The sequence below is a fragment of the Sulfitobacter undariae genome (genome assembly GCF_014196805.1).
Classification (GTDB): domain Bacteria; phylum Pseudomonadota; class Alphaproteobacteria; order Rhodobacterales; family Rhodobacteraceae; genus Sulfitobacter; species Sulfitobacter undariae.
In genome coordinates this window covers 327,166-342,055 of record NZ_JACIEI010000003.1, presented here as the reverse complement: position 1 = coordinate 342,055, position 14,890 = coordinate 327,166, and the positions used below count along the sequence as shown (strand labels likewise).

Annotated in this window: 19 protein-coding genes; 14 read left to right on the top strand and 5 right to left on the bottom strand. The window is 55.6% G+C overall.

The genetic code is table 11. From position 1 onward, the window contains the following. Nucleotides 1-74 precede the first annotated feature (74 nt). A complete protein-coding gene (locus GGR95_RS07515) occupies nucleotides 75-518 on the bottom strand; it encodes a PRC-barrel domain-containing protein (RefSeq protein ID WP_184564397.1) in 444 nt (147 codons plus the stop codon). Between the two features lie 163 nt (nucleotides 519-681). Here GGR95_RS07515 and GGR95_RS07510 point away from each other — a divergent pair, with 163 nt between their 5' ends. Next, nucleotides 682-1,215: a GNAT family N-acetyltransferase gene (locus GGR95_RS07510; protein WP_184564395.1), complete on the top strand. Its 534-nt coding sequence runs from the start codon at nucleotides 682-684 to the stop codon at nucleotides 1,213-1,215. After that, nucleotides 1,212-1,553 carry a hypothetical protein gene (locus GGR95_RS07505; protein WP_184564393.1) on the top strand — a complete coding sequence of 114 codons (342 nt, stop codon included), beginning with the start codon at nucleotides 1,212-1,214 and terminating at the stop codon, nucleotides 1,551-1,553. Before GGR95_RS07510 ends, GGR95_RS07505 begins: the two co-directional genes overlap by 4 nt. Nucleotides 1,554-1,558: 5 nt before the next feature. Here the strand turns inward: GGR95_RS07505 and GGR95_RS07500 are convergent, their stop codons facing one another. After that, entirely contained in the window at nucleotides 1,559-2,662 is a 1,104-nt protein-coding gene (locus GGR95_RS07500) for an anhydro-N-acetylmuramic acid kinase (protein WP_184564391.1), read from the bottom strand. Between the two features lie 83 nt (nucleotides 2,663-2,745). On the opposite strand from GGR95_RS07500, the gene tyrS reads away from it, so the two are divergent. From tyrS to GGR95_RS07470, 6 genes are all read left to right on the top strand, one after another. Beyond that, nucleotides 2,746-3,996 carry a tyrosine--tRNA ligase gene (tyrS, locus tag GGR95_RS07495; protein WP_184564389.1) on the top strand — a complete coding sequence of 417 codons (1,251 nt, stop codon included), beginning with the start codon at nucleotides 2,746-2,748 and terminating at the stop codon, nucleotides 3,994-3,996. Between the two features lie 66 nt (nucleotides 3,997-4,062). Next, entirely contained in the window at nucleotides 4,063-4,887 is an 825-nt protein-coding gene (locus tag GGR95_RS07490) for a GNAT family N-acetyltransferase (protein WP_184564387.1), read from the top strand. Nucleotides 4,888-4,922: 35 nt separating this feature from the next. Beyond that, nucleotides 4,923-5,678: a 3-hydroxyacyl-CoA dehydrogenase gene (locus GGR95_RS07485; protein ID WP_184564384.1), complete on the top strand. Its 756-nt coding sequence runs from the start codon at nucleotides 4,923-4,925 to the stop codon at nucleotides 5,676-5,678. Nucleotides 5,679-5,752: 74 nt separating this feature from the next. Continuing rightward, a complete protein-coding gene (locus GGR95_RS07480; RefSeq protein ID WP_184564382.1) occupies nucleotides 5,753-6,067 on the top strand; it encodes a DUF1272 domain-containing protein in 315 nt (104 codons plus the stop codon). A 157-nt stretch (nucleotides 6,068-6,224) separates the two neighbouring features. Continuing rightward, a complete protein-coding gene (locus GGR95_RS07475) occupies nucleotides 6,225-6,380 on the top strand; it encodes a hypothetical protein (protein WP_184564380.1) in 156 nt (51 codons plus the stop codon). Nucleotides 6,381-6,409: 29 nt separating this feature from the next. Continuing rightward, complete coding sequence (locus GGR95_RS07470; protein ID WP_343042134.1) at nucleotides 6,410-6,946, top strand: GNAT family N-acetyltransferase; 537 nt, start codon at nucleotides 6,410-6,412, stop codon at nucleotides 6,944-6,946. A gap of 121 nt (nucleotides 6,947-7,067) precedes the next feature. On the opposite strand, the gene GGR95_RS07465 is transcribed toward GGR95_RS07470, so the two are convergent. From GGR95_RS07465 to GGR95_RS07455, 3 genes are read right to left on the bottom strand one after another with little or no spacing between them, the layout of a single operon-like run. Beyond that, on the bottom strand, nucleotides 7,068-8,876 hold the full coding sequence (locus tag GGR95_RS07465) for an ABC-F family ATP-binding cassette domain-containing protein (protein WP_184564376.1): 1,809 nt from the start codon (nucleotides 8,874-8,876) through the stop codon (nucleotides 7,068-7,070). Between the two features lie 35 nt (nucleotides 8,877-8,911). Continuing rightward, nucleotides 8,912-9,637 carry a GNAT family N-acetyltransferase gene (locus GGR95_RS07460; RefSeq protein ID WP_184564374.1) on the bottom strand — a complete coding sequence of 242 codons (726 nt, stop codon included), beginning with the start codon at nucleotides 9,635-9,637 and terminating at the stop codon, nucleotides 8,912-8,914. A gap of 39 nt (nucleotides 9,638-9,676) precedes the next feature. Beyond that, a complete protein-coding gene (locus GGR95_RS07455) occupies nucleotides 9,677-10,141 on the bottom strand; it encodes an outer membrane protein assembly factor BamE (RefSeq protein WP_184564372.1) in 465 nt (154 codons plus the stop codon). Nucleotides 10,142-10,229: 88 nt separating this feature from the next. Here GGR95_RS07455 and GGR95_RS07450 point away from each other — a divergent pair, with 88 nt between their 5' ends. The 6 genes from GGR95_RS07450 to GGR95_RS18895 all read left to right on the top strand — a co-directional run bounded on the left by GGR95_RS07450 (nucleotide 10,230) and on the right by GGR95_RS18895 (nucleotide 14,863). Then, on the top strand, nucleotides 10,230-10,784 hold the full coding sequence (locus GGR95_RS07450; protein WP_184564370.1) for a YceD family protein: 555 nt from the start codon (nucleotides 10,230-10,232) through the stop codon (nucleotides 10,782-10,784). A gap of 204 nt (nucleotides 10,785-10,988) precedes the next feature. Then, entirely contained in the window at nucleotides 10,989-11,195 is a 207-nt protein-coding gene (rpmF, locus tag GGR95_RS07445; RefSeq protein WP_184564368.1) for a 50S ribosomal protein L32, read from the top strand. Between the two features lie 40 nt (nucleotides 11,196-11,235). After that, a complete protein-coding gene (gene plsX, locus GGR95_RS07440; RefSeq protein ID WP_184564366.1) occupies nucleotides 11,236-12,312 on the top strand; it encodes a phosphate acyltransferase PlsX in 1,077 nt (358 codons plus the stop codon). After that, nucleotides 12,309-13,280 (top strand): beta-ketoacyl-ACP synthase III, encoded by a 972-nt coding sequence (locus GGR95_RS07435; RefSeq protein ID WP_184564364.1) that lies wholly within the window; start codon nucleotides 12,309-12,311, stop codon nucleotides 13,278-13,280. Before plsX ends, GGR95_RS07435 begins: the two co-directional genes overlap by 4 nt. Nucleotides 13,281-13,374: 94 nt before the next feature. Next, the gene (gene ihfA, locus GGR95_RS07430; protein ID WP_184564362.1) at nucleotides 13,375-13,677 is read left to right on the top strand and encodes an integration host factor subunit alpha; all 303 of its coding nucleotides are present in this window, start codon (nucleotides 13,375-13,377) and stop codon (nucleotides 13,675-13,677) included. A gap of 4 nt (nucleotides 13,678-13,681) precedes the next feature. Further along, a complete protein-coding gene (locus tag GGR95_RS18895; protein WP_246423316.1) occupies nucleotides 13,682-14,863 on the top strand; it encodes a MerR family transcriptional regulator in 1,182 nt (393 codons plus the stop codon). Nucleotides 14,864-14,890: the final 27 nt, after the last annotated feature.

The window sequence follows — 14,890 nt, the reverse complement described above, 5'->3', positions numbered from 1 at the left end:
CTTGGCAACAAACCACAAAAAAGGGAGGGCGCTATGCCCTCCCTTTCTCTTTGCGTAACTCAACTCAGCGCAAATCAATCCCAAATATCTTCTTCCACCTCGGGCAGGTTTTTCAGTTCTTCCTCGGTCAGGTTGGTGACGTAGTTATAGTCTTTCCCCTCGCCCACGGCAAAGCGCACCTGATCCAACGGCAAGATCACGTCACGGTCACCGATGTCCAGAAATCCACCAATTTCTGCCAGAACGGCAACCATCTGACCGTCCTGGTCCAACAGCACATCGGAAATATCACCTACCTTTTTCCAACCCGCTTCGATGGTCGTATAGCTTTCGCCACTTAGCCATGTCGGATCGTCCTTTGTGACCTCCAGAGCATAAATCGCGCCATCCTCAATCTGTTCCGCCGAAATCAACTGCTCTGGCACAAGTTGCGACTGCGCAAAACCGACTGACGCGCTGCCGATCGCAATAGCGGAAGCAAGGGCAAAGGCGCGGGGTGTCATGATGCTGTTTGTCATAGTGTATTCTCCTTAGTCTGTTCATCAACTCAACACCCCAAAGCAGTTTTGGTTTCATCATTTCACAAAAACATTCCCCCGCCTGCCCACATCATCGCGGCAACCTCCCGCTTGAAGTCATCTCGGAATTAAGGTTTTACGGTTCGAAACACCGTGAGGACACATGATGCCGGAAATCCTGATCCGCCCTGCCACCACCCCCCAAGACCTAGATGCTGTGCGCAAACTGTGCTGGGATTACCGTTCGCACCTGTTGGAGGTCTCTGAAATTGATGCAGAGATTACCGAGACATTTTATCCTGTCCCCAAATACACCGCGTTGATGGATAGGCTGGCCCAAGAGCACGCCCGCCCTCAAGGGGTCATCTTGCTGGCTGAATTGGACGGCGCGCCTGTGGGCTGCGCCATGTCGCATGCGTTGGACGCAGACACAAGTGAGATCAAACGCGTCTATGTCGCGCCGCAAGCGCGGGGCCATAACGTCGCCCGCAAGATCATGACAGCATTGATGGACCAAGCCCGCGCAGACGGGTTTAGCCGCGTGGTACTCGACACTTCCGTCAATCTCGGCCCAGCCCGTGCGCTTTATGCCAGCTTGGGCTTTGCAGCGCGTGGCCCTTATCAAGACATCCCCGACAGCGCCCTGCCGCATTTGCTGTTTTTTGAGGCGCCCCTTGCGCCATTGGCCACCGCATGAACAATAAACGCCTCATCGCCTATACCGGCATTGCACTGCTTGTCGGGTTAGCCCTGATTGAGAAAGCCACAAACAGCGTCGATCTGGTGCCTGCCAATGTGGTCACTGTCAATTCAGCCCCTGTGAATGACGGCCCCGATCTGTGGCGCATCACCTTTGAGCTTTCCAGCCGTGAAACTTATCAAACCGAAACAACCAGCACTCGCCCACAATTGGCACAGGGTGATCCGATCTGTCTGCGCATGCATGAGCGTAGCTGGGCGAAAACGAAGTTCACCCTCACCTCTGATATGTCGTGCTGGGATGGTGCTGTGACGCCCTTACGCGCTCCGGATTAGCTTGCTCACGGCACGCTGACCGTGCCACCGCCCACCGCCGCACGGACACCCGTGGTGCCTGCACAAGACGTGGGCATCCCCCGCGCCACGCGAACCGCCAGATAGGCAAAGGCCTGCGCCTCCAGCATGTCACCGTCCAACCCGACCTCCTCAATCGGGACCACGGGGCAATCCAATGACACCTCAAGCATCTGCATCAACACAGGATTGCGCCGCCCGCCCCCTGTAACCAAAACGCGGCTGGGCGGGATCGGGCAATGCTGCATGGCTTCGGCCACACCTGCGGCGCACATCGCTGTCAACGTGGCGGCGGCATCGGCATTAGACAACTCGCGTACCAAAGCGACCATTTCGGCAAAGTCATTCCGGTCCAGTGACTTGGGCGGTACTCTTGCAAAATACGGCTCCGCTAGAAACAGCTCTAATGCGCCGGTTTCCACCGTGCCGCCCCGGGCCACAGCGCCGTCTTTATCATAGGCCAGCCCCAGCCGTTCTTGCATCAGATCGTTCACAGGTGCATTGGCCGGCCCTGTGTCAAAGGCCAGAAGCGCCCCCTCAACCTGCGGCTGGTCAATCGACGGATCAACCCAAGTAATATTCCCCACGCCGCCCAAATTCAAAAACGCTACAGGCGCATCCGCACCGATATAGCGTGCGCAAGCGTGGTGGAAGAACGGCGCAAGTGGCGCGCCCTCACCGCCCAACTGCACGTCTGCGCTGCGGAAGTCCCAGACCACGGGCACACCCAGCTCATCCGCCAGCATCGCCCCGTTGCCCACTTGCAATGTGCCTTGCTGTCGTGGGGCATGGGCCAGCGTTTGACCGTGGAACCCAATCAGGTCCACGTCCTTGAAACCCTCTAGGATCTCCAAATGTGCCGCTTCAATCACAGCAGCGGCGGCCTCAACGGCTTCACCGCTCCACAGGCCAAATCCCGCTGCGATCACTTTGCGCTCTTCGGGCGTGTAATCACGGTAAGCACTGCGCCCGAAATCCGTAATGTCATGCCCGTCCGTGCGCAGCACCGCTACGTCAACCCCGTCCAGCGATGTGCCCGACATTGCCCCCGCCGCCGTCACCACACCCGTCTTTGCAATCGCCCTTGTCATAATGCCCCGCCCATATTCTTGCCTTTTCCTTTGGCTTTGCCCGCCCTATAGATGCCCTGCAATCAAAGCCGAGGGCAAGCGCCATGACATACCATCCAAAATCAGAATTCATCTCAGTCATGATGGAGCGGGGCTATCTGGCCGACTGCACCGATTATCAAGCACTGGACGAAGCCCTGCTGAAGGGCGCGCAGCCTGCCTATATCGGTTATGATGCAACTGCCAAATCATTGCATGTGGGCCATTTGCTCAACATCATGATGCTGCGCTGGTTGCAGAAATCCGGCAATAAGCCAATCACCCTGATGGGTGGCGGCACCACAAAAGTGGGTGATCCATCTTTCCGTGCGGATGAACGCCCGCTGCTGTCACCTGAGCAAATCGATGAAAACATCGAGGGTATGAAACAGGTATTTGCAAAATACCTGACCTATGGCGATGGTCCTGCTGATGCGGTCATGCTCAACAACGCCGAATGGCTGGACAATCTGAACTACCTCGAATTTCTGCGCGACATCGGGCGTCATTTCAGCATCAACCGCATGTTGTCATTTGAATCCGTGAAATCGCGTCTGGACCGCGAGCAGTCGCTCTCCTTCCTCGAATTCAACTACATGATCCTGCAAGCCTATGACTTCATGGAGCTTCACCGCCGCTATGGCTGCGTCCTGCAAATGGGCGGATCAGACCAATGGGGCAATATCGTCAACGGTATCGACCTCACCCGCCGCGTGATTGAAGGCGAGGTTTATGGCCTCACCTCACCTTTGCTGACCACATCGGACGGCAAGAAAATGGGTAAATCCCAAGGCGGAGCGATCTGGCTGAACGGTGATATGCTGTCGCCCTATGAGTTCTGGCAATTCTGGCGCAATACCACGGATGCCGACGTTGGGCGTTTCCTCAAGCTCTATACAGAACTGCCTGTGGCGGAATGTGACCGCCTTGGCGCGCTGGAAGGTGCCGAGATTAACGAAGCGAAAATCCGTTTGGCCAATGAAGTCACAACCCTGCTGCACGGTGCGGATGCTGCCAAGGCTGCCGAAGCCACAGCGCGTGAAGTATTTGAAAAAGGTGGCGTGGGCGATGATCTGCCAACGCTGACGCTGTCTGCTGCTGATCTGGGCGATGGTATTTCCATCGTGCAACTTTTGGTGAAATCGGGCCTTGCGGGATCAGGTAAAGAGGCGAAACGCCTTATTACAGAGAATGGTGCGCGTATGAACGACGCGCCGCTGACCGATGCAGGCCTGATGATTGATGCCGCCGCGCTGGCTGCGCCGATCAAACTGTCGGCTGGTAAAAAGCGCCACGCACTGGTGCAACTGGGCTAAACTAATGCTGTGCAAACTAAGGGGGGCTTAAGCTCCCCTTAACCACCTTTGGCGCAGAGTTGCGGCATGTTTGATGCCAGCCATGCGCGCCCCGCCCATTCCCTTTTACAAGACCGTGCTTTTGCAACCGCAGTGATGCTATGTGGTCAAACGCCTGTGATCTTGCCCTCGGGCCTCACGCTGTTTCGCCGTCGCCTTGCGGGTGTGCCGTTACTGATGCTGCCCCGCGCGGACCCGCCGCCGGATTTACCCGCGCAATTGGCCCAAGCAAGCCTGCAACGCCAGCCGCTGATCCTATCACCAGAGCGTCCCTGCGCCCTGCCCCGTGTCATACCAATTGCAGCAGCGCGCAAGGTGTTCCACGTCAATCTGTCGCCCCCACAGGCGACCCGCCGCGCTGCCCTGCACCAAAACTGGCGGCACCAGTTGGGTCAGGCAGAGGCCAGCCCGCTACGGGTGTTACACCGCCCCTTGTCACCCGATCACCCGCTGCTGGCACTGGAGGCTAAACAAGCCAGTTCCCAACGTTATCAAAGTTGGCCCACAGCCCTGACCTCCGCCTTTGCCCAAACATCACCAGATCAAACCCATCTGTTTACCGCCCTGCTGCGTGGTCATCCTGTGGCCTATATGCTGTTTCTGACCCACGGCAGCGCAGCGACCTATCACATAGGTCATAGCACTGCGATGGGCCGCACCACCCGTGCCCATAACCTGCTGCTATGGCAGGCGATGAACGCATTAGCCGATCGCGGGATCAGGTCACTGGACCTTGGCGTGGAAACCACACCTGAAATTGACCGTTTCAAACGCCGTGCTGGCGCGTCAGTGCATACAACAGGTGGTACTTGGTTGCGCTGGACCCCTCTTGCCCAAAACAGATGCGCGTGATTATCTGAACATCAGTTCAAATAAGGAATATGCCCATGCTCATGTCCAACACTGCCGCTGTCATCACCGGAGGCGCATCCGGTCTGGGTGAAGCAACAGCCCGCCATTTTGCTGCCCAAGGCGCCAAAGTCACCCTGCTGGACCGTGATACAACACGCGGCCCGATCGTGGCCGAAGAGATCGGCGGATATTTCATTGAAACCGATGTGACCGACGAAGCCTCGGTTGAGGCCGCGATTGCACAGGCGCAAAGCCAGATGGGCGCGCTGAATGTTGCGGTGAATTGCGCAGGTATCGCCCTTGGCATCAAAACCACGGGCCGTGATGGCGCGCATCCGCTGGCCGCATTTCAAAAAACCATCGACATCAACCTGACAGGCAGCTTCAACATTGCGCGCCTTGCCTCGACCGCCATGGCAAAAAACGAACCTGACGCAGATGGCGCACGGGGCGTGGTGATTAACACCGCCTCAGTCGCCGCCTATGACGGGCAAAAAGGCCAAGTGGCCTATGCCGCATCCAAGGGCGGTATCGTTGGCATGACCCTGCCCATGGCCCGCGATCTGGCGCAATATGGCATTCGTGTAATGACCATTGCACCGGGTATCTTTGGCACGCCGATGCTGAAAGGTCTTCCGCAAGAGGTGCAAGACAGCCTTGCTGCCGAAGTACCAAACCCTGCACGTCTGGGCGAGCCGAATGAATATGCCCGTATGGTCGCATTTATCGTTGAAATGGGCTATTTGAATGGTGAAGTGATCCGTCTGGATGGCGCGTTGCGCATGCGTTAACGGGCGCCTCAAAGGGCCAAAGGCGCTGATCCGAGCCTTTGGCCGAACCATGAGTAATTGCACAGGAAACCATCATGCTAGAACTCAGACCAAATTGCGAATGGTGTGACCGCGATCTGCCGCCCCATTCGCCCGATGCGCGTATCTGTAGCTATGAATGTACCTATTGCGCCGATTGTGTTGATAACGTGCTGCATAACGTCTGCGCCACCTGCGGCGGCGGATTTACCCCACGTCCGATCCGCCCGAAAGGTGCCCACCGTGAGACACTGAAGTTGGGGCTGCAAAACCAACCTGCAAGCACCACGCGCATACATTCGAAATGGACATTGGACCAAGTAAGCGAACAGAGCCTGCGGCTACGCGATGTCCCGCCTCACAAACGCTAACTCTGACTGATGCGGAAAAAATGGCAGATCAATTAGTCGCAAAATCGCAACAATGCTGCCCCTCTTCCCGTACTGTAGAGCAAGATGAGGTCACTGCCCCATTTGCGCCTTAATTCGGCAGTCTACCTCTCCTAGATTTATAACGAGGAGAGTGCTGTTGCTTTATAATGGTACACAATACGCAGGCGCGGCTTACGATGTGGAAGAAGAGTTTCGGGCGCAATGTCTGGACAGTTGGAACCCTGATGCGAATAGGACGGGCCTGTCTTTACTGCTCGGTTGGGCTTCCCTGCGCAAAATTTTCAACTTTTAGGTGAGCGGTAGCTATGAGGTTATGAGCGGATGGAGCACAATATGACCGCCCCCTTAACATCCGCGCCGGTCCTTGAAACGGAACGCCTAACTTTACGCGGACCAATACACAGCGACCTCCCCGAACTTACCAGATTTATGACGAGTTCGCCAAGAATGCAGGCTCAGGGAGAAACTGTCAGCAAAGAGCAAGCTTGGTTTGGCTTCTTGATCGGGGTCGGTCACTGGCAATGGCATGGATTTGGTTTCTTTACGCTTGTTGAACGTGGACTGAGCCTTCCTATTGGTCGTGTAGGGCTGCTGAAGCACTCAAATTGGCCCGAAGTTGAGTTGGCATGGCATCTTTTTGAAGGGGCTGAAGGCAAAGGATATGCAACCGAAGCAGCGCAAGCCGTGCGCAGTTGGGCCTATCAAGCCCATGGTTTTACCCAATTGGTTAGCTACATTGATTCCGAAAATCACCGCTCGCAAGCGGTTGCAAAACGTCTTGGTGCACAGACAGATGGTACGCACGCTGACCACGAGCCAAATGCCGAAATATGGACCCACCCAACGGCCCTCATGTGAACAGCTTGGGATCGAAGTGGCCAAAAGCGCACGTTCAATGAACGAACCCTCGTTGAATGCTCTCAAACATTGGCTGTCGCTCGGGCAGGTTTCACCATCCGCTACCGGTTGGTGACCAAAATCAACTACCTGCTTTTTCTTCCAGCATCAGCCATTCTTCCTCTGCATCCGACAGTTTGCCATGCCGTTGCACCAACGCATCGCTGGCTTTTTGGAATTTGGCAGGCTGTTCTGTGAACAATGCAGGATCGCCCAGCAGCTCTTCCAGCTTGGCGATTTCTGCGGTGATGCGCTCGATCTCGGCTGGTAGGGTCTCGAGGCGGTGCTTTTCAGTAAAGCTCAACCCGCCTTTGGCTTGTGATTTCTGCTGTGCTTTCGGCGCGGATGATTTTGACTTCACAACGCTTTCGGAAAAATCTTCCATCCCGCGCTGCGAGATGTAATCGGTCCAGCCGCCCGCATAGACGGTCGCACGTCCGTCGCCTTCCATGGCGATTGTTGTCGCGGCAACGCGGTCCAGAAAGTCACGGTCGTGGCTGACAAGAATGACAGTCCCGTCATAGCTGCCTAGCAATTCTTGCATCAAATCAAGTGTTTCGACATCCAGATCGTTGGTCGGTTCATCGAGAATCAACAGGTTGCTTTCACGCGCCATCAGTTTGGCCAGCAGCAACCGCGCCTTTTCGCCCCCTGAAAGAGAGCGGACAGGCGCACGGGCTTGCGCTTCGTCAAACAAGAATTCCTTGAGGTAGCCAACAACATGTTTGGGATTACCGCGCACCAGAATTTGATCCGCTTTGCCACTCACTCGCATGTCGGGATCACCTGTCAGGCTGTCCCACAGGGTCATATCCCCGTCCAACTGTGCACGCGCCTGATCAAACAGGGCAACCGCCAGATTGGTGCCGATCTTGACCTCGCCTGTATCGGGCAGTTCTTTGCCGATCAGCATGTTCAACAACGTGGTTTTACCCACACCGTTCGGGCCGACCAGCGCAATGCGGTCCCCTCGGTTCACTGTAAGAGAAAAATCACGCAGAATCGTTTTTTCACCAAAGGCCTTGGTGATGTTAATGGCTTCCATGACCTTGCGGCCCGATTTCGGCCCTGCTTCCAGCGCCATAGCAGCGGTGCCTTGGCGGGTGATCTGCCCTGCCCGCTCAGCGCGCAAATCTTGCAAAGCACGTACGCGGCCTTGGTTGCGTTTGCGGCGCGCAGAAATACCTTCAACAGCCCAACGTGCTTCCGCTTTGATTTTGCGGTTCAGCTTGTGGCGCTGCATGTCCTCTTCTTCCCAGATCGTATCACGCCACGCTTCGAATCCTTGAAAACCGATTTCTTGACGGCGCACTGCACCGCGATCGACCCAAAGGGTGGCGCGGGTCAATGCGTTCAGGAATGCACGGTCGTGACTGATGATCACATAGGCCGCGCGTGTTGTTTTCAGCTCGTTCTCAAGCCATGCAATAGCTTCGATATCTAGGTGGTTGGTGGGTTCGTCCAGCAGCATCAATTCAGGCTCAAGCGCCATCAGACGTGCCAGCGCCGCGCGGCGACGTTCCCCGCCCGAAGCAGTCGCTACTGGGCGTTCTGGATCAAATTTCAGGCCCTCGCCCGCGCGTTCGACCTTATACAGCTCGCCCGGTTCCAGACCATGCGCAGCGAAATCGCCCAATGTCTCAAAACCCGTCAAATCAGGGTCTTGCTCCATATATCCGACGCTCACGCCTGGACCGGCGATAATCTCGCCTTTGTCGGCTTCGACAATGCCAGCCATGACTTTCATCAATGTGGACTTACCAGAGCCATTTCGCCCGACCAGCGCCAGACGGTCGCCACTCTGGACGACCAGCGACAGGTCATCAAATACAGGATCACCGCCAAAAGTGAGGGCGATATCGGAAACTTGGAGAAGGGGTGCACGTGCCATAACGTTCGCCTACTGTGCCGCAGCGAATTCGTCAATCAGACAAGTGCACGCAACAGCTTTTTCCGTGCAGGGGGAATCGCCCCGATCTCAAGCCCTGTGAAGACATGCAGCGTATTTAGCGTGTAATCTATCACCGCATGGTCACTGACCCAGCCCCCCATCAAAAGATAAGTGCGCAACAATGGCGGCAGCGTTGCAGTGGCTTTTTTCATATCTGGCTTGGTTAGCACGGTTTCCGCATAGGGAAAAACATCAACAGATTTGACCTTTGGCGCCCAGCGTTCAGGCGCTTGATGGCGCTCTTTTAACAAAGAAAGCGCATCAAGGTAGAGTGCGGGGTTTGTGCCCTTGAAGGAAGTGCAGCCAAACAACAGATCAATCCCATGCGCGTCCACATGGGCCGTCAACGCAGCCCAAGCGATCCGCAGGATGTCAGGATCGGGATGCGCCGGATGGATACAGAATCGCCCAAGCTCCAGCATTGCGCCTTCAAACCCTTCAAGGGCAGTCAGATCATAATATTGCGCGCAATAGGTTTGGGAAATTCGGGCACCGTTTGAAACAGACATCCGAAAGGTCGCCACAACTGCGCCGCCTTCTGCTGCTTCTTCTACCAGACCATGAACAGCAGTTTCATCAAATGCATCTTCAATGCCACCCGCATCGCCAAAACATATGCCGCGCAATGCAAAGACAGCCTCCATATCGGCGCGTCCTTGCACGGCGCGTGCAATATATCTGCCTTTGCGTAGCGGGGTCATTGCATTCTCCGCATCTGTTCATCAGGCCAAAGCCGAAAATCAGCCGCCCAGTCCCGCCGGATTAAAGCGACCGATGTTACCCAACAACTGGCGCAAGAAGCTGTTATCACGCACGCCCGCTGTGGTCACACGCCGTGACAGCGGCACAACCTGGCCCCGCTCCATGCCGAATTTTTCAATATTGCTGACCACGCCTGCGCTGTCGAAACTGATGGCAAGCACCTGACGCTCGATCACCTTTGGCGCCAATGCGCCAACTGTCCGGCGACGGCTGCGCACATAATAGTATCCGCTGTCATTGGCGACACCCGCTGTAGACGGTGTGCCGATGCTCTGTGCCACCGAGTCCCGCGTATCAACCCCTACCACGATCTGATCGAGGTCTTCTTCTGGCGGGAGATACCCGTGATTTGCGTATTGTGGAGAGCAAGCGGAAACACTGCCCAGAAGCACTGCTGCGAACAGTACCCGCCGCGTAATGCCTGTGTTGTTGAAGATACCCATGGTACTGCCCCTTGCCCTTAACCTGTCTGGCTTCTATCTCGCATACACCAGATGCGCCACATGGTTCAAGAAACGAAAGCACAAGCTCATGTCTCCTACCCCTCCTAGCGCAACAAGTTTGCGCGTCGCCAACCTCTCCCAAACGGCTCCGACCCCGTTTTCATTGCGTCCTGACGCCCCTGCGCTGGCTGAGATCGCCAAAGCATTGGAACTATCGGGCCTGCGGAAATTATCTTTTGAAGGCAGTCTAAAGCCTCTGGGAGACAGCGATTGGCAGTTGAAAGGCCGCTTGGGTGCCACCGTCACCCAGCCCTGCGTTGTCACGCTGGAGCCCGTAACCACACGGATCGACACAGATGTAGTACGCACCTTCCTGCGTGATTACGTTGATATCGATCTTCCAGAAGCAGAAGTTCCTGAAGATGACAGTGTTGAACAACTCGGAGTCTGGATTGATCCTGCAATTGTTATGGAAGAAGCACTGGCTTTGGCGATCCCCGAATATCCGCGTCTCGCCGATAGTGAGACCACAACTATTCGCGTCACAGAACCGGGTAAAAAGCCCATGAGTGACGAAGAGGCCCGCCCCTTTGCAGGATTAGCCGCTTTCAAAGAACAGCTAGAGAAGGGTTCAGACGAGTAAATCCCCTTTTCCAGCCCCCGAAAGGCAAAAACTGGCTTGCAATGACCTATTTCGACGGTATTTTGCGGCCCTCTTGCTAAATAGCGTTGGACAAGTGAGCAGCACTTGCCTAAACGCACCACACACCCGTATGGGAGTTGACCCGAAACACGGCCTGCCGCAGCCGATCTGCGCATTCTGGCCCCGAATACAAAGGCACCCGAAATGGCTGTCCAGCAGAATAAAGTATCAAAGTCCCGTCGCAACAACCGTCGTTCACACGATTCGCTGACTGCAGCGAACCCGAATGAATGCACAAACTGTGGCGAGTTGAAGCGCCCGCACCACGTATGTGCATCTTGCGGTCACTATGCAGATAAAGAAATCGTCGCACAGGTTGACGAGATTGATCTGGAAGACGACGCAGCATAAGCTGCGTCCAACCACAACAATTTAAAGGCATTCGCAGCAAATGACGGCCCAGCCCGATCAGAATACAGCGAAGGCACGTACCTTCATATCGGTTGATGCGATGGGGGGCGATCAGGGACCGGCAGCAGTGGTTGCCGGTTGCCTCATTTCGGCTAAAGCAAACGATGAAATTGCGTTTATTCTGCATGGCCCCGAGGCCACGCTGAGCCCGCTTGTGTCCAAACACCCTATTTTAGCAGAACGCACAACCATCCGCGACGCCGTAGGCATCGTCACAATGGAAGACAAACCCAGTCAGGTTGTGCGAACTGGCAAAGATACCTCAATGTGGTCGGCTATTGAGTCGGTCCGAAGTGGCGAGGCCAGCGTCGCTGTGTCATGCGGCAACACAGGCGCGCTGATGGCGCTGTCGATGATCCGCTTGCGCAAATTACCAGGCGTAAACCGCCCTGCCATTGCGGTTCTCTACCCCTCCTCCAACGCTCAGGGCTTTAACGTCATGCTGGATGTTGGTGCGGACATCCGTGCTGATGCGGATGATCTGCTACGGTATGCATTGATGGGCGCGTCTTATGCACGTAACGGCCTTAACGTAGATACGCCGCGCATCGGCCTGCTGAACGTCGGCACAGAAGAACACAAAGGCCGCACCGAGCTTAAAGAAGCCTATGATCTGATTCGCAAACAAGAGCAAAAAGCAGGGTTTGAGTTTGTCGGCTTTGTTGAAGGCGGCGACATTTCAGGCAGCAAAGCCGATGTCATCGTCACTGACGGCTTTACCGGCAACATCGCGATCAAGACGGGTGAAGGCACAGCCAGCCTGATTGGCCGCCGCCTGAAAGAAGCATTTAAATACTCTCTTCTGTCACAGCTGGCCTCTCTTTTGGCCTATACATCGCTGATGCGCCTACAGAAAAAGATCGACCCGCGCCGCGTTAACGGTGGCGTGTTTCTAGGGTTGAACGGAACCGTTGTAAAATCCCACGGCTCGGCCGATGCCACAGGTGTTTCCGCCGCGATCAAGCTGGCGGCCCAATTGGTAGAAAACGGATTTAACGACAAACTAGCGGCCCGCGTCGCCGCCATTTTGCCAACTGAGGAGTCCCCCCAAGAATGACCTTGCGTGCTGTTGTAAAGGGCGTGGGTCATTACCTGCCGACCCGAGTCGTCGAGAATGCCGAATTTGAAGCAACTCTGGAGACTGACGACGCATGGATCCGTTCTCGCTCGGGGATTGAGCGCCGTCATTTTGCAGGTGAAGGCGAAACCACATCCTCAATGGCAACCGCTGCGGCAAATTCCGCGCTGGAAATGGCTGGACTGACAGCACAAGATGTTGACGCCGTTATTGTAGCCACCTCAACTGCCGATCTTACGTTCCCTTCTGCTGCTACAATGGTGCAGTCCCAATTGGGCATGACCAAAGGCTTTGCCTTTGATATTCAAGCAGTTTGTGCGGGTTTCGTCTTTGCGTTGGCCAATGCGAATGCGTTGATTGTGTCAGGTCAGGCCAACCGCGTGCTGGTCATCGGGGCCGAAACCTTTAGCCGCTTGATGGACTGGACCGATCGCAGCACCTGTGTGCTTTTTGGCGATGGCGCAGGCGCTATTTTGCTGCAAGCCGAAGAAGGCGCTGGCACATCTGACGACCGCGGTATTCTTTCAACCGATCTTAATTCAGACGGCACTCACCGCGACCTTCTGTATGTTGATGGCGGTGTCTCTACGGGCGCTACAGGCTATCTGCGCATGCAGGGCAACCAAGTGTTCCGCCATGCGGTAGAGAAACTAAGCAAGACCGCGACCACCGCCATGGAGCGCGCAAATGTCTCCAGTGATGATGTGGACTGGATTGTCCCACATCAAGCGAACATCCGCATCATTCAGGGCACCGCCAAAAAGCTGGGCCTACCTATGGATAAAGTTGTTGTCACGGTTCAGGATCACGGCAACACCTCTGCCGCCTCCATTCCTCTTGCGCTTTCGGTGGGTGTGCAACGCGGCCAAATCAAACAAGGTGACCTGCTGGTCACAGAAGCCATCGGTGGTGGCCTCGCGTGGGGCGCTGTCGTTTTACGCTGGTAAAGGCGTAGAACCGCATCTGGACGCAGAAAAGCTGCTAGGTTGTTGACTTGAACGCATAAGCTGGCCAATGTCACTGTAATAACGGGGGACTATTATGACGAGTAACACACTAACACGCATGGATCTGAGCGAAGCTGTTTTTCGCGAAGTGGGATTGTCGCGCAATGAAAGCGCACAGTTGGTTGAAACAGTTTTAGAAGAAATGTCCGACGCGCTGGTGCGTGGCGAGCAGGTAAAAATATCCTCTTTCGGTACGTTTTCCGTACGCGACAAGACAGCACGTATCGGGCGCAACCCGAAAACGGGCGAAGAAGTACCGATCAATCCACGTCGCGTACTGACATTCCGCCCGTCCCATCTCATGAAAGACCGCGTAGCGGACGGAAACAAGACCTGAATTAATGCCAAAATCGCCTGACGCATTCCGCACGATCTCTGAAGTTGCCGACTGGCTTGGCATCCAAGCGCATGTTTTGCGCTTTTGGGAGAGTAAATTCACCCAAGTAAAACCGATCAAACGTGCGGGCGGTCGCAGGTATTATCGCCCAGCTGATATGTTGCTGTTGGGCGGCATCAAAAAACTACTTCACGAAGACGGGTTCACCATCAAAGGTGTGCAAAAAATCCTGCGCGAGGAAGGCATGAGCCATGTTGCGGCCATGTCGACCCCGCTGGAGGATGGTGATGTCTATGAGGAGGTTGAAGCACCAACCCCTGCTACGCAGCCAGCACCCGAACCCGTTTCTGTAGTTCTCCCGTTTGAGGCACCAAAAGCCGTGGCCAAAAGCGTGGAGCCAGCAGAAGCAGAATCCGCCACTGCCCCCCTGCCCGTCGAAGCAGAACCAGTGCGCCCTCAAGAGGAGCTGCATACAAATGCAGCGGAAGAAATCTCTACTGATGTAGACGATCATTGCGAAGCGCCCGAAAGCACTTCACCTATCGTTGAAGCGGAATCATCAAGCGAGCCTGAACATGCTGCGCCTGTGACCGCAGCTGAAGACAAAGATGAAGAAGTTGCGGAAGTTGCTTCTATTGAAGAACCTCTAGAAAATATTCGAATCGAAGCATCCACTGCCGATGACATTTCCGAAGCTCCAGACGCTTCAGATGCCGAAACATTGGAAGACCCAGCTCAGGAAGAGACAGACGAAGAGATCGCAGAAATACGCGATGCCTCTCCTGTTAATTTGCCACTTCCCGATCCAATTACCCAGATTCCCAGCACAGATACAGCAGTTGTTGCAGATACCTCTGATACCGCACCTGCCCGCGCAGAATCGCCTGTGCACGCCGCGCTGTCCGAACCAACGCCAGATGCGCCGGAAGAGCCTGAACAGACAGATATCGCGGAACCGGAGCCACAGCCCGTTTCCCTCCCCGCAGCCGCAAAGCCACGTGATATCGGTATGCCTACGGTGACCGCCGAACAGGACATCCAAGCCGAATTGGCAACGCTGGCCCACGCAAGCCGCCTGCGTTCAGTTGACAGCACGACAGCCCGCAAAATGGCGCCGCTGCTGGCCCAGCTCTCTGCGCTGCGTGACCGTATGGCCGCCGATACGGGCGATGCCCAACCTAAATAATGATTGATACCGCAATGGGTGCAATTG

Bases quoted from the DNA above. Each gene is read 5' to 3' on its own strand.
- GGR95_RS07515 (WP_184564397.1), bottom strand. From the start codon at position 518: ATGACAAACAGCATCATGACACCCCGCGCCTTTGCCCTTGCTTCCGCT.
- GGR95_RS07510 (WP_184564395.1), top strand. From the start codon at position 682: ATGATGCCGGAAATCCTGATCCGCCCTGCCACCACCCCCCAAGACCTA.
- GGR95_RS07505 (WP_184564393.1), top strand. From the start codon at position 1,212: ATGAACAATAAACGCCTCATCGCCTATACCGGCATTGCACTGCTTGTC.
- GGR95_RS07500 (WP_184564391.1), bottom strand. From the start codon at position 2,662: ATGACAAGGGCGATTGCAAAGACGGGTGTGGTGACGGCGGCGGGGGCA.
- tyrS (WP_184564389.1), top strand. From the start codon at position 2,746: ATGACATACCATCCAAAATCAGAATTCATCTCAGTCATGATGGAGCGG.
- GGR95_RS07490 (WP_184564387.1), top strand. From the start codon at position 4,063: ATGTTTGATGCCAGCCATGCGCGCCCCGCCCATTCCCTTTTACAAGAC.
- GGR95_RS07485 (WP_184564384.1), top strand. From the start codon at position 4,923: ATGCTCATGTCCAACACTGCCGCTGTCATCACCGGAGGCGCATCCGGT.
- GGR95_RS07480 (WP_184564382.1), top strand. From the start codon at position 5,753: ATGCTAGAACTCAGACCAAATTGCGAATGGTGTGACCGCGATCTGCCG.
- GGR95_RS07470 (WP_343042134.1), top strand. From the start codon at position 6,410: ATGGAGCACAATATGACCGCCCCCTTAACATCCGCGCCGGTCCTTGAA.
- GGR95_RS07465 (WP_184564376.1), bottom strand. From the start codon at position 8,876: ATGGCACGTGCACCCCTTCTCCAAGTTTCCGATATCGCCCTCACTTTT.
- GGR95_RS07460 (WP_184564374.1), bottom strand. From the start codon at position 9,637: ATGACCCCGCTACGCAAAGGCAGATATATTGCACGCGCCGTGCAAGGA.
- GGR95_RS07455 (WP_184564372.1), bottom strand. From the start codon at position 10,141: ATGGGTATCTTCAACAACACAGGCATTACGCGGCGGGTACTGTTCGCA.
- GGR95_RS07450 (WP_184564370.1), top strand. From the start codon at position 10,230: ATGTCTCCTACCCCTCCTAGCGCAACAAGTTTGCGCGTCGCCAACCTC.
- rpmF (WP_184564368.1), top strand. From the start codon at position 10,989: ATGGCTGTCCAGCAGAATAAAGTATCAAAGTCCCGTCGCAACAACCGT.
- plsX (WP_184564366.1), top strand. From the start codon at position 11,236: ATGACGGCCCAGCCCGATCAGAATACAGCGAAGGCACGTACCTTCATA.
- GGR95_RS07435 (WP_184564364.1), top strand. From the start codon at position 12,309: ATGACCTTGCGTGCTGTTGTAAAGGGCGTGGGTCATTACCTGCCGACC.
- ihfA (WP_184564362.1), top strand. From the start codon at position 13,375: ATGACGAGTAACACACTAACACGCATGGATCTGAGCGAAGCTGTTTTT.
- GGR95_RS18895 (WP_246423316.1), top strand. From the start codon at position 13,682: ATGCCAAAATCGCCTGACGCATTCCGCACGATCTCTGAAGTTGCCGAC.